This is a genomic window from Limnohabitans sp. Rim11, assembly GCF_001269365.1.
Classification (GTDB): Bacteria; Pseudomonadota; Gammaproteobacteria; order Burkholderiales; family Burkholderiaceae_C; genus Limnohabitans_A.
In genome coordinates this window covers 110455-136509 of sequence record NZ_CXOM01000001.1, presented here as the reverse complement: position 1 = coordinate 136509, position 26055 = coordinate 110455, and the positions used below count along the sequence as shown (strand labels likewise).

Below are 26055 nucleotides of genomic sequence, written 5' to 3'. Positions count from 1 at the left end.
GCCAGCCGACACTATAGCTTTTCAAAACGCAATTCGATCGATCCTACCCTGCAAATACAGCACGGGCAACATTGCTAATCAGCTTAAAATGCTGGGCTTGACCCTAGGAAGCACCATGGCACGCACGCTTTACGACAAAATTTGGGACGAACACGTCGTCCACACCGAAGAAGACGGCACTTCCGTCCTGTACATCGACCGTCACTTGGTGCACGAAGTCACCAGTCCCCAAGCCTTTGAAGGCCTGCGCCAAGCTGGCCGCAAGGTGTGGCGCGTCAGCTCCATCGTGGCCACTGCAGACCACAATACCCCCACGACGGGTTGGGAGTTGGGCTATGACGGCATCACCGACCCCATCAGCAAAGAACAAATCACCACGCTGGACAGCAACATTGCCGAGTTTGGCTCTGCGGCATTCTTCCCCTTCATGTCCAAGCGCCAAGGCATCGTGCACGTCATTGGCCCAGAAAATGGCGCCACCCTGCCCGGCATGACGGTGGTTTGCGGCGACTCGCACACCTCCACGCATGGTGCATTTGGCGCACTGGCGCATGGCATTGGTACCAGCGAAGTTGAGCACGTCATGGCCACCCAAACTTTGTTGGCCAAAAAAGCCAAGAACATGCTGATCAAAGTCGAAGGCAATGTAGCCAAAGGCATCACGGGCAAAGACATTGTGCTGGCCATCATTGGCAAAATTGGTACCGCTGGCGGCACCGGCTACACCATTGAATTTGGTGGCTCAGCCATTCGTGCTTTGTCCATGGAGGGTCGCATGACCGTCTGCAACATGGCCATTGAAGCTGGCGCCCGCGCTGGTCTGGTGGCGGTGGACGACAAAACCATTGAGTACGTCAAAGGTCGCTTGCTGTCACCCACAGGTGTGGAGTGGGATCACGCAGTGACTTACTGGAAAACCTTGCAGTCCGATGCAGGCGCCCATTTTGACGCGGTTGTCGAAATCAATGCGGCCGACATCGTCCCCCAAGTCACTTGGGGCACATCGCCCGAAATGGTGCTCGGCATCAACGCCATCGTTCCCGATCCAGACAAAGAAAAAGACGCCAACAAGCGCGGCGCCATTGAACGCGCCCTGACTTACATGGGTCTTGAGCCTGGCAAAGCCCTCAACGACATCTTTGTCGACAAGGTGTTTATTGGCTCTTGCACCAACAGCCGCATTGAAGACATGCGCGAAGCCGCAGCCGTGGTCAAGAAACTGGGCCAAAAAGTGTCTAAAACTGTCAAGTTGGCCATGGTGGTCCCTGGCTCAGGCTTGGTCAAAGAACAAGCCGAGCGTGAAGGTCTTCACGAAATTTTCAAGGCTGCTGGCTTTGAATGGCGCGAACCTGGTTGCTCCATGTGCTTAGCCATGAACGCCGACCGCCTTGAGCCTGGCGAGCGTTGCGCCAGCACCAGCAATCGCAATTTTGAAGGCCGTCAAGGTGCGGGCGGACGCACGCACTTGGTCAGCCCCGCCATGGCGGCGGCGGCTGCCATTCATGGTCACTTTGTGGACATTCGTCAGTTTGCCTAAGTGCCACTGATTCAGAACCCACACCACAAAGATCAAGGAACACACATGCAAAAATTCAATGTGCACAAAGGCCTGGTGGCCCCAATGGACCGTGAGAACGTCGACACAGACGCCATCATCCCTAAGCAATTTCTCAAGTCCATTCGCAAGACCGGCTTCGGCCCTAACTTGTTTGACGAATGGCGCTATTTGGATGCCGGCTTCCCCGGTCAAGATCCTGCCAGCCGCAAGCCCAATCCCGATTTTGTGCTCAACCAATCACGCTATCAGGGCGCTTCAATTTTGTTGGCCCGCAAAAACTTTGGCTGCGGCTCTTCACGCGAACACGCCCCTTGGGCCATTGACCAATTTGGCTTTCGCGCCGTGATTGCGCCCAGTTTTGCCGACATCTTCTTCAACAACTGTTTCAAAAACGGCCTGCTCCCAATCGTGCTGCCCGAGAACGTCGTGGGCAAATTGTTTGATGAAGTAGCGGCATTTCCTGGCTTCCAACTCACCATCGATTTAGAGCGTCAGGTGGTGGTTCGCCCTCAAGGCGAAGAGATTCCATTTGATGTTCAAGCCTTCCGCAAATACTGTTTGCTCAATGGTCTTGACGATATCGGTTTGACCCTGCGTCACGCAGAAAAAATCAAAGCCTTTGAAGCCGAGCGTTTGGCCACCAAGCCTTGGTTGGCGCACGTTGCTTAATATCTACAAGAGAACACATCATGAAAATTGCAGTTCTGCCGGGTGACGGCATTGGTACCGAAATCGTTGCAGAAGCCGTCAAGGTTTTAAACGTCCTCGACTTGAAATTTGAAATGGAAGAAGCCCTGGTGGGCGGCGCCGCTTATGAAGCGCATGGCCATCCCTTGCCAGAATCCACTTTGAAATTGGCCATGCAATCAGACGCAGTATTGTTTGGCGCCGTAGGCGATTGGAAATACGACAAACTCGACCGTCCTTTGCGCCCCGAACAAGCCATTTTGGGATTGCGCAAAAACATGGGCCTGTTTGCCAACTTCCGCCCTGCCATTTGCTACGAGCAATTGGTCGGTGCTTCCAGCCTCAAGCCTGAACTCATTTCGGGCCTCGACATTCTGATCATTCGCGAACTGACAGGTGATATCTATTTTGGTCAGCCCCGCGGCCGCCGCGTGGCCATCGATGGTCACTTTCCTGGTGCCGAAGAAGCTTTCGACACCATGCGCTATTCACGCCCCGAAATCGAACGCATTGCACACGTTGCCTTCCAAGCCGCTCGCAAGCGCGGCAAGAAGGTCACCAGCGTTGACAAGTCCAATGTGCTGGAGACTTTCCAGTTTTGGAAAGATGTGGTCACAGATGTCCACAAAGAATATCCCGATGTCGCGCTCGATCACATGTACGTTGACAACGCAGCCATGCAATTGGTCAAAGAACCCAAGAAATTTGACGTCGTGGTCACTGGCAACATGTTTGGCGACATTTTGTCCGACGAGGCCTCCATGTTGACAGGCTCCATTGGCATGCTGCCCTCCGCCAGCTTGAACGTCAAAAACCAAGGTTTGTACGAGCCAAGCCATGGCAGCGCACCCGACATTGCCGGTAAGGGTATTGCAAACCCATTGGCTACAATACTGTCTGCAGCAATGATGTTACGTTTTTCACTGAACCAAGCCCAAGCCGCCGATCGCATTGAGACGGCTGTCAAGTCTGTGCTTGCCTCGGGTTTGCGTACGGTAGACATCTGGTCAGAAGGCACACAAAAGGTTAGCACGCTTGAAATGGGCGAAGCCGTTGTGAAAGCCATTACGAAAACGACAAAGAGCTAAAGCTCAAAACTCGTCATGCCCTTCCGGCTCGACGAGTCGGAATCTCAAAATTAACATTGAAAGGGTGATGACATGAAATTGGTAGGACTTGTAGGCTGGCGCGGCATGGTCGGTTCCGTCTTGATGGACCGCATGCAAGCCGAGGGCGACTTTGGTTTGATTGAACCTTTGTTTTTCTCCACCTCCAACTCGGGCGGCAAAGCGCCCGCCATGGCCAAAAATGAAACGACGCTGCAAGATGCCTTCAACATCGATGCCTTGAAGCGTTGCGACATCATCATCACCGCCCAAGGCGGCGACTACACCACCGAAGTTTTCCCCAAGTTACGAGCAGCAGGCTGGAACGGTCATTGGATTGACGCAGCCTCCACACTGCGCATGGAAAAAGACGCTGTGATCATTTTGGATCCGGTCAACATGCCCGTCATTCAATCTGCTTTGAAGAATGGCGGCAAGAATTGGGTTGGCGGCAATTGCACCGTCAGCTGCATGCTGATGGGCGTCGGCGCTTTGTACAAAGCCGGTTTGGTCGAGTGGATGAGTACTCAAACTTACCAAGCTGCCTCTGGCGGTGGCGCGCAACACATGCGCGAATTGCTCACACAGTACGGCACTTTAAATTCCGAAGTCAAAGCTTTGCTCGACGATCCAAAGAGCGCCATTCTGGAAATCGATCGCAAAGTCATCGCCAAGCAACGCGCTTTGACTGGTGAAGAAACTGCCAACTTTGGCGTGCCACTGGGCGGCTCACTCATTCCTTGGATCGACAAAGATTTGGGCAACGGCATGTCCAAAGAAGAGTGGAAAGGCATGGCCGAGACTAACAAAATTTTGGGTCTTGGCGAAGCCTTCAATTCTTCAGCCATACCGGTCGATGGCTTCTGCGTTCGGGTTGGCGCCATGCGTTGCCACAGCCAGGCACTGACCTTCAAGCTCAAAAAAGACGTGCCCGTGGCCGACATCGAAGCCATGATCGCTGCCGACAACCAGTGGGTCAAAGTGGTTCCCAACACACGTGAAGCCACTTTGAAAGACCTCACGCCTGTGGCCGTCACTGGCACCATGACCATTCCTGTGGGCCGCATTCGCAAGCTGGCCATGGGCCCTGAGTACGTGGGCGCATTCACCATCGGCGATCAATTGCTGTGGGGTGCTGCTGAACCACTTCGCCGCATGTTGCGCATTTTGTTGGACGCCTAAGGGCCCATCAAATCGACTACATGTTCAGAAGCGCACTCTTCTTTGCCCGCCTGGTCTTTTGGATAGGTTGTAGCTTCAGTGCGCAGGCACTGACACTGGCGGGCATCGAAGTGCAATCACACAAAGGGGAGCCGCTTCGTGCCGAATTCGGTGTGATCAATGCAAGCCCTGAAGAATGGGGGCAACTGGTTGTCAAAGTTGCACCGGCTGAAAGGTTTAACCAACTGGGGCTTGTTTACACGCCTTCTGTCGGTCAATTGCAAATTGAACTTTTTGAAACGAAGGAAGGCAATCAACGGATTCGTCTTTCCAGTCCTCAAAGTTTTTCAGACAATTTTGTCGACTTGTTGATTGAGGCGCAAACGGCCTCATCCAAATGGGTCAAAGCGTTCACATTGATGCTAAAGGCCAAACCGACACAAGCGGCAACGCCTTTGCAATTGGCTTCTGCGCCCACCCCAATGCCCTCACCCAAGCTGCCAGACTTGCCTGCAGAGCATGTGGTTCAAAAAGGCGAGAGTGCCAGCCAAATCATCCAAAAGTGGCTCATTGAAGACATGAGCATGCAGCAAATGTTGGTGGCTTTACTCAAAAACCAACCCGACGCGTTTATTCAAGGCAATGTCAATTTATTGCGTGCCGGTGCAGTCCTCAAAGCGCCGACCTCCACCGCAGTGCGTGCCATCCCAGCTGACGAAGCGCGTCAATTTTTGGTGGCTCAGCAAAAAGAATTTATCGCCTATTCACAAGCGGCCTCACAAAATACTCAGCTCGTCAAAGGCCAAGCACCGTCCAAACAATTGGCTGGCAAGGTTGGGCTAGATACGCCTGCACCCAAAAATTCAGAAGAAAGCGTCGATCAACTCAAGCTGACCCAAGCCCGAATTGAAAAGCAGAATGAAGAAACCCGCTTGGCTGCACAGCGCGCATTAATTGACGCCCAAAAGCAATTGAATGCCCTGCAAAACAATGTCAATGAACTGGTGCAGTTGACCTCCCCGAGTGCCCAAACAGTGGCCCATGCTGCCAAACAAAAAACCACGGCCATCGATGCAGGTTCAGGCTGGCTCAATATCAAGCATTTGCTTGAATCGCCCCACAAAAGCTCTTACCTTTGGGCCGCCCTCACACTGCTGGGCATTCTGACGGTCGGTGCAGGCTTGAGAATTCAAAGTCGAAAAACCTCATTGGCTTTGAGCACCTTGACGCCGCCCAATCAAAAATCCGAATCAAGCAGTTCTTTAAAGCCGACCAGTCCTTTAGAACTTCCGCCAGACATTGCGGCTTTGAACCTAGACCTCAATGCGCAAACGCGTCAATCGGCCAGCGAACATGAATCGCCAGCTTCTTCAAAGAGAACGCTGTGAGAATTGCGCTGGGCATTTCCTACAATGGTCAGCCCTATCAAGGCTGGCAAAGCCAAAGCACTGGCCTGACCATCCAAGACAAATTGGAAAAGGCCCTGAAAGAATTCACCACGCAAAAGGTCACCACTTTGTGCGCAGGGCGAACCGATGCAGGCGTTCACGGCTTGATGCAAGTGGTTCACTTTGACACCCCCCTTGAGCGCGACATGGGGTCTTGGATCCGAGGCACCAACCGTTATTTGCCCGATGATATTTCTGTGCAATGGGCTCAAGAAGTTCCACAGGATTTTCACGCACGTGGCAGTGCCTTGTCGCGCCGATATGCCTACATCGTTTTGGAATCACCTGTTCGGCCCAGCTTAGAGTCGGGGCGTGTTGGTTGGGTTTACAGAAGCCTGGATGAGGAGGCCATGCGCAAAGCTGCTCTGTATTTATTGGGCGAGCACGACTTTTCTTCGTTCAGAGCCAGCAGTTGCCAAGCCTTGTCGCCCATCAAAACCATGATGCGCGTCGACATTCACCGGCATGGGCCCTACTGGCGCTTTGAATTTGAAGGCAATGCCTTTTTGCACCATATGATTCGCAACATCATGGGCTGCATGGTGGCCATTGGCCAAGGCTTTCAACCGCCTGAATGGATGGCCCAAGTCATTGCCAGCCAAAGCAGGGATGCTGCAGCCCCCACTTTCTCGCCTGATGGCTTGTACTTTCAAGGGCCGGTGTACGATCCACAATGGGGACTGCCTACCGCCACCCCACCCTTTCATTGGTTGCCCTGAGCCTGACCCTCACAATGACCACGGACAGACCCAACACTTTCATCAAAATTTGCGGCCTCACTCGCGAGGACGATGTTTTGGCGTGCGTCACAGCAGGCGCGCATGCCATTGGCTTTGTGATGTACCCCAAAAGCGCCCGGTACGTGAGCCCAGAGCGTGCGGGTGTCTTGGCCAAACTGTTGCCACCGGGCCTCACGCCCGTTCTCTTGTTTGCCAACGCCAGCCTGCAAGAAGTTCAGGTCGCTTGTGAAGCCGTGCCCAATGCCCTGCTTCAGTTTCATGGCGACGAATCCCCCGCCGAATGCGATCGTATAGCCCAAGCCGTACAACGCCCCTACTGGCGCGCGGCCAGAATTCCCACCGACAACACCGCCTCGTTTGACTTGGTAAAATTCTGCCAAGATTATTCAAATGCCCAGGCCATTCTGCTCGACGCTCATGTTGACGGTTATGGCGGTGGCGGGAAAACATTCAATTGGTCACAGCTTCCTCCAAACGTCAACGCTCACCTCGTTTTGAGTGGTGGATTGACGCCTGCAAATGTGACCGATGGCATTCGCCAGCTTCGGCCTAAAGCCCTGTCTTTGGCCGTTGATGTCAGCTCGGGTGTCGAGCTAGAGGGCCAAAAAGGCCTCAAAGATGCCCGAAAAATCCAAGAATTTGTGGCTGCAGTCAAAGCAGCCGATGCCATTGAATAACACCATGTCCAATTACCAACAACCCGATGCCTCTGGCCACTTTGGCATTTACGGCGGCAGCTTCGTCAGCGAAACCCTGACGCACGCCATCCTTGAATTGCGCGAAGCCTACGCCAAGTACCAAAACGACCCAGAATTTTTGGCCGAGTTCAAATACGAGCTGGCGCACTTTGTAGGTCGTCCCTCCCCCATTTACCACGCTGCTCGCATGAGCCGTGAAGTGGGCGGTGCGCAAACCTATTTGAAGCGCGAAGACTTGAACCATACCGGCGCGCACAAAATCAACAACACCATTGGCCAAGCCATGCTGGCCAAGCGCATGGGCAAGCCGCGCATCATTGCCGAAACAGGCGCGGGGCAACACGGTGTGGCCACGGCCACCATCTGCGCCCGCTACGGTCTTGAGTGTGTGGTTTATATGGGCGCGGAAGACGTCAAACGTCAAAGTCCCAATGTGTACCGCATGAAACTCTTGGGCGCTACCGTGGTTCCCGTAACTTCAGGAAGCCGCACCCTCAAAGACGCCTTGAACGAAGCGATGCGCGACTGGGTCGCCAATGTCGACAATACTTTTTACATCATTGGTACTGTGGCCGGCCCACACCCTTACCCCATGATGGTTCGCGATTTTCAAAGCGTTATTGGCAACGAATGCCTCGAGCAAATGCCGACCCTTTTGGCGCAAACCGGCTTGCACAGCCAACAACCCGATGCGGTCATTGCCTGCGTGGGCGGCGGCTCCAATGCCATGGGTATTTTCTACCCCTACATCAACCACAAGAACACACGCTTGATTGGCGTTGAAGCGGCGGGTGAAGGCTTAGAAAGCGGCAAACACTCTGCCTCTTTGCAGCGCGGTAGTCCAGGCGTGTTACACGGCAACCGCACCTATATCTTGCAAGACGACAACGGTCAAATTACAGAAACGCACAGCATCAGCGCGGGCTTGGACTATCCAGGCGTAGGCCCTGAGCACGCTTTCCTCAAAGACATTGGCCGTGCCGAATACGTCGGTATCACCGACCAGGAAGCATTGGACGCCTTCCATTACTTGTGCCGCACCGAAGGCATCATCCCTGCCCTCGAGTCCAGCCATGCAGTGGCCTATGCCAAAAAATTGGCCGCCACCATGAAGCCCGATCAATCTATTTTGGTCAACTTGTCGGGCCGTGGCGACAAAGACATCGGCACTGTGGCCGACCTGAGCCAAGCCGATTTCTACTGCCGCCCCAGCTGCCAAGGCCAAGGCGTCAAAGGTGGTTTGCCCATGGGCGAGCAAATTGTGAAAGTTGTCAAATGAGCCGCATTGAAGCCACCTTCCAACAACTGAAAGCCACGGGCCGCCAGGCCCTCATCCCCTACGTGACTGCAGGCTTTCCTTTTGCCGATGTCACGCCCGAATTAATGCATGCCATGGTGGCTGCAGGCGCCGACGTCATTGAATTGGGTGTTCCTTTTAGCGACCCCTCAGCCGATGGCCCTGTCATTCAAAAAGCCGGCGACAAAGCCCTGGCATTTGGCATTGGCACCTCCCACGTCATTGACATGGTGAAAGCCTTTAGACAGACCAACACCACCACGCCTGTGGTGCTGATGGGCTATGCCAACCCCATTGAACGCTACGACCTGAAGCACGGCAAAGACGGCTTCATTCGCGACGCCTCAGCTGCCGGCATCGACGGCGTCTTGGTGGTGGACTACCCACCCGAAGAATGCGTTGAATTTGCGGCAAAACTGCGCGCCCACAGCATGGACCTGATTTTCTTGTTGGCCCCCACCAGCACCGATCAGCGCATGCAGCAAGTGGCCGATGTGGCCAGCGGCTATGTGTATTACGTGTCGCTCAAGGGCGTCACAGGCTCAGGCGCCTTGAACACCGACGAAGTAGAGGCCATGTTGCCCCGCATTCGCCAAAAAGTGAGCATACCGGTGGGCGTTGGCTTTGGCATTCGCGATGCCCAAACGGCCCAAACCATTGCCAAAGTGGCCGATGCCGTCGTGATTGGTAGCAAAATCATCCAATTGATAGAAAATGAACCCCGCGATAAAGTCGCGGCTGTGGCTGGCGACTTCTTGCGTGGCATTCGCCAGGCCATGGACGCCTGAAACAATCCATAAGGACCTCGACATGAGTTGGCTCGAAAAACTGCTTCCCCCAAAAATTCTGCACACCGACCCGGCCGACCGCCGCAGCGTGCCAGAAGGCTTGTGGATCAAGTGCCCCCAGTGCGAATCCGTGCTTTACAAAACTGACTTGGAGCAAAACCAAAACGTTTGTCCCACTTGCAGCCACCACCACCGCATTGGCGCACGTGCCCGTCTGAACAGCTTTTTGGACAATGAAGGCCGCTACGAAATTGGCCAAGAAGTGGTGCCCGTCGACGCTTTGAAATTCAAAGACAGCCGCAAGTACCCCGAGCGCATCAAAGAAGCCATGAGCAACACCGGCGAAACCGACGCCTTGGTGGTCATGGGCGGTGCCATCCACAGCATCAACGTGGTGGCCGCTTGCTTCGAATTTGATTTCATGGGCGGCAGCATGGGCTCCGTGGTGGGCGAGCGTTTTGTGCGCGGCGTTGAAACCGCCATCGAACAAAAAGTTCCGTTCATTTGCTTCACGGCTACCGGCGGTGCGCGCATGCAAGAGGGCTTGTTGTCCTTGATGCAAATGGCCAAAACCAATGCGTCACTGACACGCCTGGCCAAAAAAGGCTTGCCCTATATCAGCGTGCTCACCGACCCCACCATGGGCGGCGTGTCTGCGGGTTTTGCCTTCATGGGCGACGTGGTCATTGCTGAGCCCAAGGCCCTGATTGGCTTTGCGGGCCCCCGCGTGATTGAAAGCACTGTGCGCGTCACCTTGCCAGAAGGTTTCCAACGCGCCGAGTTCTTGCAAGAAAAAGGCGCTATCGACTTCATTTGCGATCGCCGTGAATTGAAGATGACTGTGGCCAACACATTGGCCATGTTGACACGCCAATCTGCTGACGCCGTCAGCTGACCTTGATCAGAAGCAGCGGACGCCGTCCGCTGCCCTTAAAACCCGCCGTACTGCAAACCCGCCAGCAACATGCCGGCAATTTGCAAGATGACCAACAGCACCAGCGGCGACAGGTCAATGCCGCCTGGTTGCGGAATGGCATTCCGAATGGGTGCCAGCCAAGGCTCCACAATGCGTGACAACAACATCATGCTGCCACTATTGGGCTGAACCCAGGACAAGATGGCATACAGCAAAATAATGGCGCTCAAGCCAGAGACCAGCCAGTGAAGCACACCAAACAGGCTGGCAATCAAAACACCCAGCAATGCGGCTTGTGCGCCCCCCAAGGCCCACATCACCAGCAAATGGCTCAGCTTCATCAGCCAAGCCGCCGCCAAGCTGGACGTGTCCAATCGACCGACTGCGGGCAATATGCGCCTAAGGGGCATCACCAACCAATCGGTTACAGCAAACACAAAGCGACCAATGGGGTTCTGAAAAGGCAAACGCTGCCATTGCATCACCAAGCGCATCAAACAGGCCCCACCCACCAAACCGGTGGCTACATCCAAGATCAAATTGACAATTTGTAGAAACACAGAAGTCCTCCAAGTGTGTGCATGATAGCGGCAGCCCGAAGGAATCGTAAAATAACGGGTTCGCGCTGTCATTCAGCGTTTTTACGGGTTTTAAACCGCCCTCACTCATTAAGTGCAATCCATGTCAGACACGCCAGCAGAAAATCAAACCACCCCCGTCGTTGACGAGAACCAGCTGATTGCAGAACGCCGCAACAAGCTCAAGGCCCTGCGTGAAGCGCAAGCCCAAGGCAAAGGCGTGGCCTTCCCCAACGACTTCAAACCTGAACACCATGCGGACGAACTGACAGCTGCACACGGCGACAAAGCAGCAGAAGCTTTAAAGGGCGAAGGCGTGACACCTGTCAAAGCCAAAATTGCCGGCCGCATGATGCTCAAACGCGTGATGGGCAAGGCCAGCTTTGCCACCTTGCAAGATGCCACAGGTCGGTTTCAAATTTATGTCACACGCGATGACATTGGCGAAGAGGCCTACAACGATTTCAAGCATTGGGACTTGGGCGACATCGTGGCCGCTGAGGGCTACTTGTTCAAAACAAAAATGGGAGAGTTATCGCTTCACGCTTCTAGCGTGCGCATGCTCACCAAGAGCTTGCGCCCCATGCCTGACAAGTTCCACGGCGTGGCCGATCAAGAAATCAAATACCGTCAGCGCTATGTTGACTTGATGATGGACGAAGACGCGCGCAAACGCTTTACGGCGCGCAGCAAGGCCGTGAGCGGCATTCGGGACTTCATGGTGAAGCACAACTTCTTAGAAGTTGAAACGCCCATGTTGCACCCCATTCCAGGCGGTGCCAATGCACGTCCGTTTGTCACTCACCACAATGCCCTGGACCAAGAAATGTTCTTGCGCATTGCGCCCGAGTTGTACTTGAAGCGTTTGTTGGTAGGTGGATTCGAACGCGTGTTTGAAATCAATCGCAACTTCCGCAACGAAGGCATTTCCGTTCGCCACAACCCAGAATTCACCATGATGGAGTTCTATGCGGCTTATTGGAACTACCAAGACTTGATGGGCTTTACCGAAGAATTGGTACGCGATGCCGCCATGAAAGCCGTCGGCCATTTGCAGCTCTCATATGCTGGCAAGCCCGTCGATTTGGCCAAGCCTTTTGCTCGCCTCACCATTCGTGAAGCCATCATCAAACACACCGAAGCTGGCGACAAAGTGGACGACGCCGCTTGGCTGATTCAAGCCTTGCAAAAGCTGGGCATGAGCGAAGCCAAGAACAATCTGTCCAAGAAAACTTTGGCCGGTTTGCAGGTGCTGTACTTCGAAGAAACCGTGGAAGAAAAATTGTGGGAACCCACCTTCATCATGGAACACCCCACCGAAATTTCACCCTTGGCCCGTGCCAACGACGAGCGCCCCGAAGTGACCGAGCGTTTTGAGCTTTACATCACCGGTCGCGAATTTGGCAATGGTTTCTCTGAGTTGAATGACGCAGAAGACCAAGTAGCTCGCTTCCAAGCGCAAGTGGATGCCAAAGACAGCGGCGACGACGAAGCCATGTTCTTTGACCATGACTTTGTGCGCGCGTTGGAATACGGCATGCCGCCTGCTGGCGGTTGCGGTATTGGCATTGACCGTTTGATGATGTTACTCACCGACAGTCCCAGCATTCGAGATGTGATTTTGTTCCCCGCGTTGAAGCGCGAACAAGAATAAAAAATAGCGCCGTCAGGCGCTATTTTTTTGACTTAGGGTTTGGGCAATCGGTCCGGTGGTCGATTCATTTCAGAAACTTCTTTGGCTTCGACATCCACCACCTCGGCATCGTTATTGGGCGCTGACCTCCAAGTGCCAAAGGGCGCTTTGTTTTTGGCCATGTCTTGATAGCGTTGCCACACCACTGCCACTTCAGGTTTGCGCCCGCGGACCAAAGACCAAACAACGCTGAACAACAACCCAAACAAGAGAATGCAAAGCGTGCCCAACACAAACACCAGCCCCAATAGGCTGAAGAAGATTTTAAAAATCCAAGCGATGAATTTCATATCAGGGCAAGCAGGCTAGCGCTTGCTGGTAGTTGACCGAACGAACCAAATCATCCCAAGCCAAAGCGGGTGATGTGGGGAAGAGTGCCACACGGCGTGCTTCACTGAGCTCATCGGGCTGCCACCAGCCTTTGACTTGCGCCTCGGCCAGTCCGTCTAAAACTTCGTCAATCACTTTGCTGCCCTTGAGCGATTGATTGCACAGAAGCGCCAAGTCACATCCAGCATTAAGAGCGGACAAAGCACCTTGCGTGAAGCTGATGGATTGGCCATCTAACACGCGAGCGCCAGCCATCGACAAATCGTCACTGAACACAGCGCCGGTAAATTCCAATTGCTCGCGCAGAATGTCTTGAATCCAAGTGTGTGAAAAACCTGCGGGTCTTGCGTCTACTTTGGGGTAAATCACATGCGCTGGCATCACGGCTGACAGCTCATTGTTCAGCCACGCATAGGGCTTGGCATCTTCTTTCAAGATAGCTTTCAAACTACGCTTGTCGATAGGCATGTCGACGTGCGAATCGGCCTTGACGAAGCCATGTCCCGGAAAGTGTTTGCCGCAGTTTCCCATGCCAGCACGAAGCAAGCCGTGCATCAGGCTTTTGGCCAATAAGCTGACGTGTCTGGGGTCTCGGTGAAAGGCGCGGTCGCCAATCACACTGCTCTCACCATAATCCAAATCGAGCACGGGCGTGAAGCTAAAATCCACCCCACACGAGCGCAATTCAGACGCCAACAAATAGCCAACAGCTGAGGCTGCCTTGCAGGCTTGCAAAACGCCCTCACCTTCAAGGCCTTTACCATCCTGTGCCCACATCTGGCCCAAGCGGCGCATGGCTGGCAAATGGGTGAAGCCATCGGTTCTAAAGCGCTGCACACGGCCGCCTTCATGGTCAACGCAAATGAGCAAGTCTTTTCGGATGGCCTTGATCTCCGTGCACAAAGCCGTGAGTTGTGCGCGACTTTGCCAATTTCGGCCGAACAAAATAATGCCGCCTGTTAAAGGATTTTGAAGGCGCTTTTTGTCAACCGCTGTGAGGCCAAAACCTTCAATGTCAATGATCAGAGGTGCTTGGATGTTCATTCAATTCTTTCCACCACGCAATAACTGCCGGCGTAGTCGGCTTCGTCTGTCACGCTGATGTGTGCTTTTAGATGTTGGGACTCAAACCAGGTTTTCAAGTCGCCGTGCAAAACAATCACGGGCTGACCTGAAGGCAACTTGCCAATTTCACAAGAACGCCAAGTCATGGGCATGCGCATGCCCATGCCGATGGCTTTGCTAAAAGCCTCTTTGGCAGAAAAACGTGTGGCGACATATCGCACACCCCGCTCGGGCCATCTAGCACCGCGCGCTTTGTAAGTGGCAAATTCAGCGTCGCTCAAGACTTTTTGCGCAAAACGATCGCCATGCTTTTCCAAGCTGGCTCTGATGCGACGCACATCGCAAAGGTCGGTTCCAATGCCGTAAATCATGATGGCCCGGCTTATCGGCCCAAGGCCTTTAAGTAGCCACGGACAGTGGCTGCATAGCCCACTTCCAAGGCATCTGCCATCAAGGCGTGACCGATGGACACTTCTAAGAGGCCTGACACAGCTTGTGAAAACAGGGGCAAATTGTCTTGGTTTAAGTCGTGACCGGCATTCACGCCAAGGCCCAAGGTCGTTGCAGCTTTTGCAGTGTCCACATACTTGGCTAAACAAGCCTCATTGGCAGCGGTGCCAAAGGTGGCGGCATAGGGCTCTGTGTACAACTCCACCCGGTCCGCGCCCACTTGTTTGACAGCTGCCATTTGCTCGGGTTCAGGGTCCATGAACAAGCTCACGCGCACGCCCAATGACTTGCATTCGTCGATCAAAGGTGTGAGCTGTGCGGCATCTTTGGGAAAGGACCAACCATGGTCACTGGTGAATTGGCCTTCACTGTCGGGCACAAAAGTCACTTGATGCGGCTTGTAGGTACGGACAAAGTCCATCAATTGGTGAAACGGATTGCCCTCAATGTTGAACTCACGGTCGGGCCACTGCTTCATCAATTCGGCCAACTCGACAACATCGGATGCGCGAATGTGCCGCTCGTCAGGGCGCGGGTGGATGGTGATGCCCTGTGCGCCAGCCTCTAAGCACATTTGAGCGGCTTTCAAGACACTGGGAATACCCAAGTGGCGCGAGTTGCGCAAAAGCGCCACCTTGTTGACGTTGACGGAAAGGGCCGTTTGGGTGTGTTGGGTCATGAAAGGCTCACAAACTTTGAATGTCGATCATCATTTGACGGGTTTTGAGGGTACCGACACCACAATGGTAATTGAGTAAGGTGCGAAGTTGGGTGCGCAATGGCGTGAGCATGTCCAAGCTCAAACGAAGCGTGTCTGTGAAAGGTGTAATGCCATCCAAAGCATTTTGGAGGGAGAGCCATTGCGCGCCATTGAGGGCATGCCGGTCATCACGATGCGCCAAGCGCAAACCCCCTTCGGGCACCAAACAATAGTCTCGCGTCTCGTCCAAGTCGGCCATGGTGAGTGTCTGGCAATTCAAGCTGGGCAACAAACCAATTTCTCTGAGCAACAATAATTCAAACACACGCAGTGAGGCTTGTAGCAATTCACCGGGCTCAGTTGCCATCACGCGAACCGTCGCAGCATACGCATCAAACAATTGAGGATGGGGATCTTCGCGGGCCAACAACTTCAGCAGCAGCTCATTCAAATAATAGCCAGAAAGCAGCGCATCGCCCGTAGGCATCACATGTCCGCCCACCCACTCGGCCGATTTCAGGGTGCGAATATCGGCATCGCCACCATAAGCAACTTGGATGGCTTGAAGTGGCAGCAGAACGGGCCGGAAAGAAGAGCTGGGTTTTTTGGCGCCTTTGGCCACCAGAGCAATGCGGCCTTGATGGCGTGTGAACACCTCTAGGATAAGACTAGACTCGCTCCAGTCGTAGCGATGCAGCACATAGGCCGGCTCATCCGAAATTCGTTTCAAGACTGCGGCCATGGCCTGCGCTTTTTATTCGTAACCGAAGGAGCGAACGCGCGCTTCGTCGTCGGCCCAACCAGAGCGAACCTTGACCCACAACTCAATGAACACTTTGGCGTCCATGAGTTTTTCGAGTTCTTGACGGGCTTCCGTACCGATGCGCTTGAGGCGCTCGCCTTTGTCGCCAATGACCATGGCCTTGTGGCCTTCGCGCTCCACCACAATGGTGGCGGCAATGCGAATCATGCGATTGGCTGTTCGGCTGGGTTCTTCTTCGAATTTGTCGATGACCACGGTGGAGGTGTAAGGCAACTCGTCACCTGTGAAACGGAAGAGTTTTTCACGAACAATTTCGCTGGCCAAAAACTTTTCGCTGCGGTCGGTCAGCTCATCTTCGGCATACCACCAAGCTTGTTCTGGCAAGTACTTTTCGCAGTAGCCCATCAAGCGCTCTATGTCCTTGGCGTTTTTGGCCGACATGGGCACAAACTCGGTGAACGGATGACGCTCTTGCATCTCTTTCAGCCAAGGCGCCAAGTCTTCGCGGCGGTTGATGGCGTCCAATTTATTGGCAATGAGCAAAACAGGTACATCGGGCTTCAGCAATGCCAACACTTTGGCATCGGCCGTGTTGAACATGCCAGCTTCCACCACGAACAACACCAAGTCCACATCGCCCACAGCGCCCAGAACTGTTTTGTTCAAAGACTTGTTCAGGGCCGTGTTGTGACGCGTTTGAAAGCCAGGCGTGTCCACAAACACATACTGCGTGGAGCCTTCAGTGCGAATGCCGGTGATGCGGTGACGCGTGGTTTGGGCTTTGCGCGAAGTGATGCTGATTTTTTGGCCCACCAGCGCATTGAGCAAAGTGGATTTGCCCACGTTGGGTTTGCCAACAATGGCGACCAAGCCGCAACGTTGGGCGGGGTTGGTTTCTGTGTTCATCCGCGTGCCTTGACTTTCAAAATTTCAAGCATGGCAGCTGCCGCGGCTTGCTCACCTGCGCGGCGCGAAGGACCGCTTCCGTGCTGTGAGAGACTGAGTTCGGGAATGTCGCAAGCGACATCAAATATTTGTCGGTGGGCTGCGCCTGAAGTGGCCACCACACTGTATTGAGGCAGTTGCAATTTACGGCCTTGCAACCACTCTTGCAATTCTGTCTTGGGATCTTTGGCGGCCGCCAGCATGCTGGGGTTGATCTCTACGTTTTGAAACAAACCGTGAACCAATTGTTCGGCAACTTCGTAGCCTGCATCCAGAAAGACTGCGCCAATTAAGGCTTCTAGGGCATCGGCCAAAATAGAGGGACGGCGCTGTCCGCCTGATTTGAGCTCACCTTCACCCAATTTGAGGCAACTCGAAATATCAAGTTTCAAAGCCAATTGGTGCAAGGTTTCTTGCTTCACCAAGCTGGCTCTGACGCGCGACAAATCGCCCTCGGGCAATTGTTTGAGCTGCGCATACAACAGGTGCGCCACAGCCAAATTGAGAACAGAGTCGCCTAAAAACTCTAGCCGCTCATTGTGATCTGCAGAGAAGCTTCGGTGCGTGACTGCACGCTCTATCAAACTCGCATCTTTGAAGTTGTGCTTTAAGCGAGTTTGCAATTGACTAAGACCGTCGTTCAAACCAATGACCTATCAAAAATAACGTGTGATGCGAGCATAGCTTTTCTAGCGTTGGAACTCAATTGAAGCCGCCGATGCGGCCTAAATTGCCAAAATTCATCCACACAAAAAAGGCTTTTCCCACAATGTTGGCGTCTGGCACAAAGCCCCAGTACCTTGAATCTAGGGAATTGTCGCGATTGTCGCCCATCATGAAGTAATGCCCTTCTGGCACTTTGCAGGTCACACCTTCCACGGTGAAATTGCAGCGGTCTTTGAATGGAAAGTCTTCAGCGCCCGGAATAAATGCAGGTCGGTCATCGTCCACCAGCAGATTGTGAGTTTTAGTACCCAGTTTTTCTTGAAACTGCTTGGAATACCTCATGACAGATTCATCAAAAAATTCGGGGACAGATTCTGTCGGAACCGCTTGACCATTGATGGTCAGCTTTTTGTTCAAGTACGCCACTTCGTCGCCAGGGATACCAACGACACGCTTGATGTAGTCAACACTGGGACGGGGTGGATACCTAAAAACCATCACATCGCCACGTGCAACGGGCGTACCCTCTGTCACTTTGACGTTGGCCACAGGCAAGCGAACACCATAGTGGAATTTGTTCACCAAAATCAGATCACCCACCCACAAGGTGGGAATCATGGAGCCGGACGGAATTTTGAAGGGCTCGAATAAAAATGAACGCAAAATAAAGATGAACAAGATGACCGGAAACAGGCCTGCCGTCCAATCTAGCCACCAGGGCTGCATGAGTAATTGCTGACGCGCCTCACCAGTATCGGTGTCCGTTCTTTCAATGCCCAATTTGGCAAGTTCTTGCTGACGTTTGCTTTTGTCGCTGTCTAACTGCTCGACCGCCTTCAAACGCTGAGGCCAAAAATAAAAGCGCTCCGCAACCCAATAGACGCCCGAAATGACCACAGCCATCAGCATCAGCAAAGCAAAGTTGCCTTCAATCAAACCCAAATACCAAGACCCAGCGTAGCTACAAAACGCTGCCAATATAAAAGCCGTTAAGACTTGCATCAATCTTCCACCTGCAAAATGGCCAAGAATGCCTCTTGCGGCACCTCAACCGAACCAATCTGTTTCATCCGCTTTTTACCGGCCTTTTGCTTCTCTAGCAATTTGCGTTTGCGGGTAATGTCGCCACCATAGCACTTGGCCAACACGTTTTTGCGCAAAGCTTTGACAGTCTCGCGGGCAATGATGTTGGCGCCGATGGCCGCCTGGATGGCGACATCAAACATCTGACGGCTGATAATTTCGCGCATTTTGGCCACCACAGCACGGCCACGGTAAGCGGCTTGGGTGCGGTGCACAATAATCGACAAGGCATCGACCTTTTCGCCGTTGAGCAAAATGTCGACTTTGACCACATCGGATGCGCGGTACTCCTTGAACTCGTAGTCCATGGAGGCATAGCCACGGGACACCGATTTGAGCTTGTCAAAGAAGTCCAAAACAATCTCGCCTAGCGGCATCTCATAAGTGAGCATCACTTGCCGACCGTGGTAGGCCATGTTGATTTGAACGCCACGCTTTTGATTGGCCAAGGTCATGACCGGGCCCACATAGTCTTGGGGCATGTACAAATGCACCGTCACTATGGGCTCGCGAATTTCCTGCATCTTGCCTTGGTCGGGCATCTTGGCCGGATTTTCAACCATGACAACTTCGCCATCGCCCTTGACCACTTGGTACACCACACTGGGTGCCGTGGTAATGAGGTCTTGGTCAAACTCACGCTCAAGTCGCTCTTGCACAATTTCCATGTGCAACAAACCCAAGAAGCCGCAACGGAAACCGAAACCCAGCGCCTGCGAAACCTCGGCTTCGTAATGCAATGACGCATCGTTGAGTTTGAGCTTCTCTAAAGCATCGCGCAGCGAGTCGTATTGGTTGGCCTCGGTGGGGTACAAGCCAGCAAAAACTTGCGGCTGAATTTCTTTGAAACCTGGCAGCGCTTGCTCTGCAGGTCCTAAATTGTTGGGCAGCTTTTTTTCAAGCGTGATGGTGTCGCCCACTTTGGCGGCTTGCAACTCTTTGATGCCGGCAATGATGTAACCCACTTGACCTGCTTCGAGGCTTTCACGGGGTTCGTTAGAGGGCGTAAATACGCCCATGGTGTCTGCGTTATACACAGCCCCCGTTGCCATCATTTTGAATCGCTCACCCTTGCCCAAGCGACCGTCAACGACGCGAACCAACATGACCACGCCCACATAGGTATCAAACCAACTGTCAACGATCATGGCGCGCAGTGGCGCGTTGGGATTGCCTTGCGGCGCAGGAATTTTGGCAACAATGGCTTCCAAAATTTCTTCGATGCCCATACCGGTTTTGGCGGAGCACGGAATGGCCTCGCTGGCGTCGATACCGATCACATCTTCGACTTCTGCTTTGGCGTTTTCAGGGTCTGCTTGCGGCAAATCCATCTTATTTAATACAGGCACAACTTCGACGCCCAGGTCGAGTGCGGTGTAACAGTTGGCAACCGTTTGGGCTTCAACACCTTGACTGGCATCGACCACCAACAAAGCACCCTCACACGCCGACAAGGAGCGTGAAACCTCATAAGAGAAGTCAACGTGACCCGGTGTATCAATCAGATTCAGGTTGTAAATTTGGCCATCTTTGGCCTTGTATTGCAGCGACGCTGTCTGCGCTTTGATGGTAATGCCGCGCTCTTTTTCGATGTCCATCGAGTCCAAAACTTGCGCTTCCATTTCGCGCTCTTGCAATCCACCGCAACGTTGAATCAATCGATCGGCCAGTGTCGATTTGCCATGATCGATGTGCGCAATGATGGAGAAATTTCTGATGTGATTCATCAAGGACCAGTTACAAGTGTTTGAGATTCAAAGGGCTAGACAAGAAAAAAGGGCGCGTCGAATGAGGACGCGCCCTGAACCAACAATCAATGGCAACTGCGATAGTTGGGACTTCATTGTAGGCAAAAAGCCCAACACGTACATCCCCAAAACACCACAATGCAGGTCGTTGCAAGCTCACAACAGAAAACTTATTAACAAGTTATTCACAATTCAAGCTTGGGCTTGATGAATAACTTGTGGGTGTTCTGTGGATCACCGGTGGACTGATGCGGGACATCCCACATCGTGAAGCCATACCTGCTTTTTTAGCCATGAATCTTGGTCCAAGTGCTCAGATTTTAACCATTTTTAAGATTCAACCCACCTTAAAGTTAGCGAACACCAACATAAAAAATATTTTCTCCCCTTGGGAAAACCCTGTGGTTCAAAAGGGACTCTTGACATTTCATTGATCAAGAACTCGGCTTGATCAGGGCAAACCTAGTGAGGTCGCCGCGCCTGAACAGCACGCTGACTGCTTTGGACTTGTCCATTTTGGCCACGGCCGCAACAAAATCTTTGGCCTGCGCAATTTCAATGTTGCCTATGGCCAAAATCACATCACCTTCGCGCAATCCCGCTTTGAGCGCTGGCTCTTGCAAACTCTCAACGCGAACGCCCCCTTTGATTTTCAGTTCGGACTTCTGTGCTTCCGTCAAATCAGCCACCACCAAGCCCAAACCCTGAACGGAGTTGGTCGCCTTGGGTTTTTCCTCAGGTTCTGCTGATCGCTTAGCGACCTTTTCGGGTTCCATCTCTGCAATCACGATGCTCAACTCTTTGGTAGCACCTCGTCTAAAAATGGTCAGTGTGCTTTTGGTCCCCGGCTTGGTATTGCCAACCAGTCGGGGCAAGTCAGAGGATTTCTCAATTGGCTTGCCATCAATCTTGATGATCACATCGCCCGCCTCTAAGCCCGCTTTGTCTGCAGGTGCGCCCGCTTCAATTCTGTTGATTAACGCGCCTTGGGCTTTACCCAGTCCAATGGACTCTGCAATTTCTTTGGTCACGGGTTCAATCTGGACACCAATGCGGCCCCGCGTCACCCGACCGTTGGCTCTGAGCTGCTCACTCACGCGCATGGCTTCGTCCATGGGAATAGAAAAAGAAATACCCATGAAGCCGCCAGAGCGTGAATAAATTTGACTGTTGATACCCACCACTTCGCCGCGCATGTTGATCAAAGGGCCGCCAGAATTGCCGGGGTTGATGGCCACATCGGTTTGAATAAAGGGCAAGTAATCGCCCGTGTCGCGCTGCTTGGCACTCACAATACCCGCCGTGACGGAGTTGTCCAAACCAAATGGGGAGCCGATGGCCATGACCCACTCACCTACTTTCAAGCGAGACACATCACCCACTTTGACAGCGGGCAGACCTGTTGCCTGAATTTTGACCACAGCCACATCAGAGCGCTTGTCTGTGCCAATGATTTTGGCTTTGAATTCCCGCTTATCTGTCAGTGTGACCAAGACTTCATCGGCACCATCGACCACGTGCGCATTGGTCATGATGAAACCATCGGCGGTCAAAATAAATCCTGAGCCTACGCCACGCGGCTGAGATTCTTCAGGTGCTGGCGTGCGGCCTTGTCTGGGCGCCTGTCTGGGTGTGCCGGGATTTGGAATGGGTACGCCAAAAAACCTGCGAAACAGCTCCTGCGTTTCTTCGTCCATGCCGTTGCTGCTGAAATTTTGGGTTCGAACTTTTTCCAATGTTCGAATGTTGACCACAGAGGGGCCAACTTGTTCAACCAATTCAGTGAAGTCGGGCAACCCCTTCACAACCGCTGGTTGTGCGCTGGCTTGCAGTGGCATTGCCAAGCCAGAAAGAAGTCCCAAAGACAAAACAACTGAAACCAAAATTCGAGATGTTTTTACGTCAGTTTTTTTCATGACCACAATGAACTCCAATACTTTTTCAGGAAGAAAACGCTTCGGAACGCGAATATACAGCGCAACGAAAGCCATGCCAACGGTCAGGAAATGAATCTTTGTCCAACCAAAACCAACGGTGTTCGCCTTGGTGATTGCGCAAGGATACAAATAGCAAACGCTGAAAATCTAAATGTACGGTCATTGCGTAACCGGTTTGTAAAGGCGGCTCAGTTTCAAAATTAGGCAACAAAGTTAGAACGCGCCACATGCTGCCATCCCAAGACAACCAGCACTTTGGTTGACCACGTTTTAATGTCGAAAATGAAAACCAGCAACACATCGCCCACAGGGGAAGCAAGAGTTTCCATTGCCCATCCGAAAAATACCCCCACCAGAGAGCGCCAACAATTAGCACGATAGACGCTAAAGCCAATGCAAAAGCCAACCTAACAGACAAAGAAAAACGCCCCACCGGGTAGTCGACCGATGGGGCGTTTGAATTCAAAAGAATTAGATCCGACGGAAGACCAAACTGCCGTTGGTACCGCCAAAACCAAAATTGTTTTTCAGGGCATATTCAATGTTGACATCGCGCGCCGTGTTGGCACAGTAATCCAAATCGCATTCTGGATCTTGATTGTCTAAATTAATCGTCGGTGGTACTTTTTGATGGTGCAAAGCCAGTACCGTGAACACACTTTCAATGCCGCCAGCACCGCCCAACAAGTGACCTGTCATGGACTTGGTAGAGCTGACCACTGTTTTCTTGGCGTGATCGCCTAAGGCTGCTTTGATGGCATTGGTTTCGTTGACATCACCCAAAGGTGTGGACGTGCCGTGAGCATTCAGATAACCGACCTGATCGGCATTGATCCCTGCGTTGCGCATGGCAGATACCATGGCACGACGAGGTCCGTCCATGCTGGGCGCAGTCATGTGCCCCGCATCGGCACTCATGCCGTAGCCGCAAACTTCGGCGTAAATTTTGGCGCCGCGAGCTTTGGCGTGTTCGTACTCTTCAACCACCATGACACCAGCGCCTTCGCCCAAGACAAAACCATCACGGTCTTTGTCCCAAGGACGCGATGCTGCTGATGGATCGTCGTTGCGGGTAGACAAGGCGCGCATGGCGGCAAAGCCACCCAAGCCCAATGGAGAAATAGTGGCTTCAGAGCCACCTGCCACCACCACGTCGGCATCACCATATTCAATCATGCGACTGGCTTCGCCAATGCAATGAAGACCTGTGGTGCATGCAGTCACAACGGCCAAATTAGGGCCTTTGAAACCAAAACGCATGGAGACATGGCCAGCAATCATGTTGATGATGGAAGCTGGCACAAAGAAAGGAGAAATTCTTCGGGGACCGCGCGCTGTGTATTCCACATGCGTTTGCTCAATCATGGGCAAACCACCAATGCCGGATCCGATGATGCACGCTATGCGCGTGGCCAATTCATCGTCCAAGGCATCGCCTGTAGGAAGACCAGCATCCTCAACAGCTTGCACTGCTGCGGCAATACCGTAATGAATGAAGGAGTCCATCGTGCGCGCTTCTTTGGCGCTGATGTACTGCTCTAAATTGAAACCTTTGACTTCGCCTGCAATTCTGCAAGAGAAGGCCGAGGTATCAAATTTAGAAATCAGACCAATACCAGATTGGCCTGCCAAGAGATTGGCCCATGCGTCAGCCACCGTGTTTCCAACGGGGCTGATACATCCCAGGCCCGTGACAACAACGCGACGACGGGTCATCTCAGATCAAGCCTTTTTGCTTTGGGCGTAATCAATGGCTGCTTTGACGGTTGTGATTTTCTCAGCGTCTTCGTCTGGAATTTCAATTCCGAATTCGTCTTCTAAGGCCATCACCAGTTCAACTGTGTCCAGTGAGTCTGCGCCCAGGTCGGCAACGAATGCTTTCTCTGGTGTGACTTGTGACTCTTCAACGCCGAGTTGTTCAGCAATGATTTTTTTGACACGTGCTTCGATATCGCTCATGGATTCCCTCTGAGGGTTGTAAAAAATGAGATTTTATCAGGACATATGCATGCCGCCATTGACATGCAGTTCCTGACCCGTAACGTAACCTGCCAGCGGACTGGCCAAATAGGACACTGCATGCGCAATATCCTCCGGTGTGCCTAGTTTACCCAATGGAATCTGAACCATCAGGGCTTGATGCTGCGCCTCTGGCAAAGCAGCGGTCATATCGGTGGCAATAAACCCCGGGGCCACACAATTGACAGTAATATTTCTGCTACCCAATTCACGTGCCAAGGCACGGGTCATGCCCGCCACACCTGCTTTGGCAGCAGCGTAATTGGCTTGACCAGGGTTGCCTGAGGCACCCACCACACTGGTAATGCTGATAATGCGGCCGTAACGCTGCTTCATCATGGGGCGAATGGCGGCCCTGCTCATGCGGAAAACAGCTTTCAGATTGGTGTCCAAAACGGCATCCCAATCGTCATCTTTCATTCGCATGGCCAAGGTGTCACGCGTAATGCCCGCGTTGTTCACCAAAACATGCAGGCCGCCCTGAGATTTGACAATCTCGTCGATCAAAGCTTCACCTGCGCCAGCGTCATTGACATTTAAATTGGCGCCGCGGCAACCAGGATAGGCTGACAAAGCCGCAGAAATGCGTGCCGCGCCGTCGTCCGTGGTGGCGGTACCAATGACCTGAAGACCCTGTTTGGCCAATTCGAGTGCAATGGCTGCGCCAATGCCTCTTGAAGCGCCCGTGACCAATGCCACTTGGCCTTTGAATTCTGTCGCTAACGCGCTCATGCCAAGGCTCCTTTGACTTCTGCCAAAGAGGCAGGATCAAACAAGGGCAAGCCGGTCATTTCTGCGTCAATGCGCTTGACCATGCCCGCCAAAACTTTACCGGGGCCACATTCGACAACGGTGCTCACGCCTCTGGCTTTGATGGCTTGAACGCACTCAACCCATCGCACAGGGCCAAAAGCTTGACGGTACAAAGCATCCCGAATGCGATCTGCGTCGGCTTCTACAGCCACATCGATGTTGTTAACGACGGAAATTTGTGGCGAAGCAAACGTGGTTGCGGCTAATTTTTCTTTGAGCTTTTCGGCTGCAGGCTTCATGAGACTGGAGTGAAAAGGTGCTGAAACAGGCAAATTAAGCGCACGCTTGGCGCCCATGGTTTTCAAGACTTCACAGGCCTTTTCGACAGCCGCCTTGCTGCCAGCAATGACTGTTTGCCCAGGATCATTGAAGTTAACAGCTTCTACAACTTCGCCACTCCCAACAGGAAAAGTGGCCTGTGCCTGCGCGCAACCTTCAATGACTTTGGCGGCGTCCATGCCCAAAACGGCAGCCATGGCGCCTACACCGACAGCCACTGCATCTTGCATGGCGGCGGCACGAAATCGCACCAGGGGTGCGGCTTGTGCAAGCGTTAAAACACCAGAAGCGACCAGCGCGGAGTACTCACCCAATGAGTGACCCGCCACCACAGAAGGCTTAGCGCCCCCCTCGGCCAACCAAGCACGGTAGGCTGCGACAGCAGAAACCAGCATGACCGGCTGCGTGTTGGTGGTTAAAGCCAATGCTTCTTTGGGACCTTCATGCATGAGCGCACCCAAATCTTCACCCATGGCATCGGAAGCCTCTTGAACGGCTTCTTTTACAGCAGGATGATCGCCCCACGCATCCAACATACCCACAGATTGGGAACCTTGGCCAGGGAAAACAAAAGCGAAAGCACTCAT

At 53.1% G+C, this 26055-nt stretch carries 27 protein-coding genes; 11 read left to right on the top strand and 16 right to left on the bottom strand.

Going from position 1 to position 26055, the window contains the following annotated elements; genetic code table 11:
* Positions 1-115: 115 nt before the first annotated feature.
* From leuC to accD, 10 genes are all read left to right on the top strand, one after another.
* Complete coding sequence (gene leuC, locus AMM03_RS00665) at positions 116-1537, top strand: 3-isopropylmalate dehydratase large subunit (RefSeq protein WP_090129260.1); 1422 nt, start codon at positions 116-118, stop codon at positions 1535-1537.
* A 45-nt stretch (positions 1538-1582) separates the two neighbouring features.
* A complete protein-coding gene (gene leuD / locus AMM03_RS00660; protein ID WP_090129259.1) occupies positions 1583-2227 on the top strand; it encodes a 3-isopropylmalate dehydratase small subunit in 645 nt (214 codons plus the stop codon).
* Positions 2228-2247: 20 nt separating this feature from the next.
* The gene (leuB, locus tag AMM03_RS00655; protein ID WP_090128565.1) at positions 2248-3333 is read left to right on the top strand and encodes a 3-isopropylmalate dehydrogenase; all 1086 of its coding nucleotides are present in this window, start codon (positions 2248-2250) and stop codon (positions 3331-3333) included.
* Positions 3334-3405: 72 nt separating this feature from the next.
* A complete protein-coding gene (asd, locus tag AMM03_RS00650; protein WP_090128564.1) occupies positions 3406-4533 on the top strand; it encodes an aspartate-semialdehyde dehydrogenase in 1128 nt (375 codons plus the stop codon).
* Positions 4534-4553: 20 nt separating this feature from the next.
* Entirely contained in the window at positions 4554-5900 is a 1347-nt protein-coding gene (locus tag AMM03_RS00645) for a type IV pilus assembly protein FimV (protein WP_090128563.1), read from the top strand.
* Positions 5897-6679, top strand: coding sequence for a tRNA pseudouridine(38-40) synthase TruA (truA, locus tag AMM03_RS00640; protein ID WP_090128562.1), 783 nt, complete (start codon positions 5897-5899; stop codon positions 6677-6679). The genes AMM03_RS00645 and truA overlap by 4 nt, the downstream gene beginning before the upstream one ends.
* 14 nt (positions 6680-6693) lie before the next feature.
* Positions 6694-7377 carry a phosphoribosylanthranilate isomerase gene (locus AMM03_RS00635; RefSeq protein ID WP_090128561.1) on the top strand — a complete coding sequence of 228 codons (684 nt, stop codon included), beginning with the start codon at positions 6694-6696 and terminating at the stop codon, positions 7375-7377.
* 4 nt (positions 7378-7381) lie between these two features.
* Entirely contained in the window at positions 7382-8677 is a 1296-nt protein-coding gene (trpB, locus tag AMM03_RS00630; protein ID WP_090128560.1) for a tryptophan synthase subunit beta, read from the top strand.
* Positions 8674-9483, top strand: a complete 810-nt coding sequence (trpA, locus tag AMM03_RS00625) for a tryptophan synthase subunit alpha (protein ID WP_090128559.1) — start codon at positions 8674-8676, stop codon at positions 9481-9483. The genes trpB and trpA overlap by 4 nt, the downstream gene beginning before the upstream one ends.
* A gap of 22 nt (positions 9484-9505) precedes the next feature.
* The gene (gene accD, locus AMM03_RS00620; RefSeq protein ID WP_090128558.1) at positions 9506-10378 is read left to right on the top strand and encodes an acetyl-CoA carboxylase, carboxyltransferase subunit beta; all 873 of its coding nucleotides are present in this window, start codon (positions 9506-9508) and stop codon (positions 10376-10378) included.
* Positions 10379-10413: 35 nt separating this feature from the next.
* Here the strand turns inward: accD and AMM03_RS00615 are convergent, their stop codons facing one another.
* Entirely contained in the window at positions 10414-10959 is a 546-nt protein-coding gene (locus tag AMM03_RS00615; protein WP_090128557.1) for a YggT family protein, read from the bottom strand.
* 121 nt (positions 10960-11080) lie between these two features.
* Between AMM03_RS00615 and lysS the strand changes: the two genes are divergently transcribed.
* Positions 11081-12631 carry a lysine--tRNA ligase gene (lysS, locus tag AMM03_RS00610; RefSeq protein ID WP_090128556.1) on the top strand — a complete coding sequence of 517 codons (1551 nt, stop codon included), beginning with the start codon at positions 11081-11083 and terminating at the stop codon, positions 12629-12631.
* Between the two features lie 32 nt (positions 12632-12663).
* On the opposite strand, the gene AMM03_RS00605 is transcribed toward lysS, so the two are convergent.
* The 15 genes from AMM03_RS00605 to fabD form a co-directional block, all read right to left on the bottom strand.
* Positions 12664-12960, bottom strand: coding sequence for a hypothetical protein (locus tag AMM03_RS00605; protein ID WP_090128555.1), 297 nt, complete (start codon positions 12958-12960; stop codon positions 12664-12666).
* Between the two features lies 1 nt (position 12961).
* On the bottom strand, positions 12962-14044 hold the full coding sequence (nagZ, locus tag AMM03_RS00600; protein ID WP_090128554.1) for a beta-N-acetylhexosaminidase: 1083 nt from the start codon (positions 14042-14044) through the stop codon (positions 12962-12964).
* Positions 14041-14436, bottom strand: a complete 396-nt coding sequence (gene acpS / locus AMM03_RS00595; protein ID WP_090128553.1) for a holo-ACP synthase — start codon at positions 14434-14436, stop codon at positions 14041-14043. Before acpS ends, nagZ begins: the two co-directional genes overlap by 4 nt.
* Positions 14437-14447: 11 nt before the next feature.
* Positions 14448-15194, bottom strand: coding sequence for a pyridoxine 5'-phosphate synthase (locus AMM03_RS00590; RefSeq protein WP_090128552.1), 747 nt, complete (start codon positions 15192-15194; stop codon positions 14448-14450).
* Positions 15195-15201: 7 nt separating this feature from the next.
* Positions 15202-15957 carry a DNA repair protein RecO gene (gene recO, locus AMM03_RS00585; RefSeq protein ID WP_090128551.1) on the bottom strand — a complete coding sequence of 252 codons (756 nt, stop codon included), beginning with the start codon at positions 15955-15957 and terminating at the stop codon, positions 15202-15204.
* A gap of 12 nt (positions 15958-15969) precedes the next feature.
* The gene (gene era / locus AMM03_RS00580; RefSeq protein ID WP_090128550.1) at positions 15970-16884 is read right to left on the bottom strand and encodes a GTPase Era; all 915 of its coding nucleotides are present in this window, start codon (positions 16882-16884) and stop codon (positions 15970-15972) included.
* The gene (gene rnc / locus AMM03_RS00575; RefSeq protein ID WP_090128549.1) at positions 16881-17567 is read right to left on the bottom strand and encodes a ribonuclease III; all 687 of its coding nucleotides are present in this window, start codon (positions 17565-17567) and stop codon (positions 16881-16883) included. Before rnc ends, era begins: the two co-directional genes overlap by 4 nt.
* Before the next feature lie 58 nt (positions 17568-17625).
* A complete protein-coding gene (gene lepB, locus AMM03_RS00570) occupies positions 17626-18591 on the bottom strand; it encodes a signal peptidase I (RefSeq protein WP_090128548.1) in 966 nt (321 codons plus the stop codon).
* Positions 18591-20399, bottom strand: a complete 1809-nt coding sequence (gene lepA / locus AMM03_RS00565) for a translation elongation factor 4 (RefSeq protein ID WP_090128547.1) — start codon at positions 20397-20399, stop codon at positions 18591-18593. The genes lepB and lepA overlap by 1 nt, the downstream gene beginning before the upstream one ends.
* Before the next feature lie 455 nt (positions 20400-20854).
* On the bottom strand, positions 20855-22336 hold the full coding sequence (locus AMM03_RS00555; RefSeq protein WP_090129258.1) for a DegQ family serine endoprotease: 1482 nt from the start codon (positions 22334-22336) through the stop codon (positions 20855-20857).
* Positions 22337-22557: 221 nt separating this feature from the next.
* On the bottom strand, positions 22558-22686 hold the full coding sequence (locus tag AMM03_RS14325; protein WP_255349613.1) for a hypothetical protein: 129 nt from the start codon (positions 22684-22686) through the stop codon (positions 22558-22560).
* A 142-nt stretch (positions 22687-22828) separates the two neighbouring features.
* Positions 22829-24073, bottom strand: coding sequence for a beta-ketoacyl-ACP synthase II (gene fabF / locus AMM03_RS00550; protein WP_090128545.1), 1245 nt, complete (start codon positions 24071-24073; stop codon positions 22829-22831).
* Between the two features lie 6 nt (positions 24074-24079).
* Entirely contained in the window at positions 24080-24316 is a 237-nt protein-coding gene (gene acpP, locus AMM03_RS00545) for an acyl carrier protein (protein ID WP_055361315.1), read from the bottom strand.
* A gap of 36 nt (positions 24317-24352) precedes the next feature.
* Positions 24353-25108, bottom strand: coding sequence for a 3-oxoacyl-ACP reductase FabG (fabG, locus tag AMM03_RS00540; protein WP_090128544.1), 756 nt, complete (start codon positions 25106-25108; stop codon positions 24353-24355).
* Entirely contained in the window at positions 25105-26055 is a 951-nt protein-coding gene (gene fabD / locus AMM03_RS00535) for an ACP S-malonyltransferase (protein WP_090128543.1), read from the bottom strand. Before fabD ends, fabG begins: the two co-directional genes overlap by 4 nt.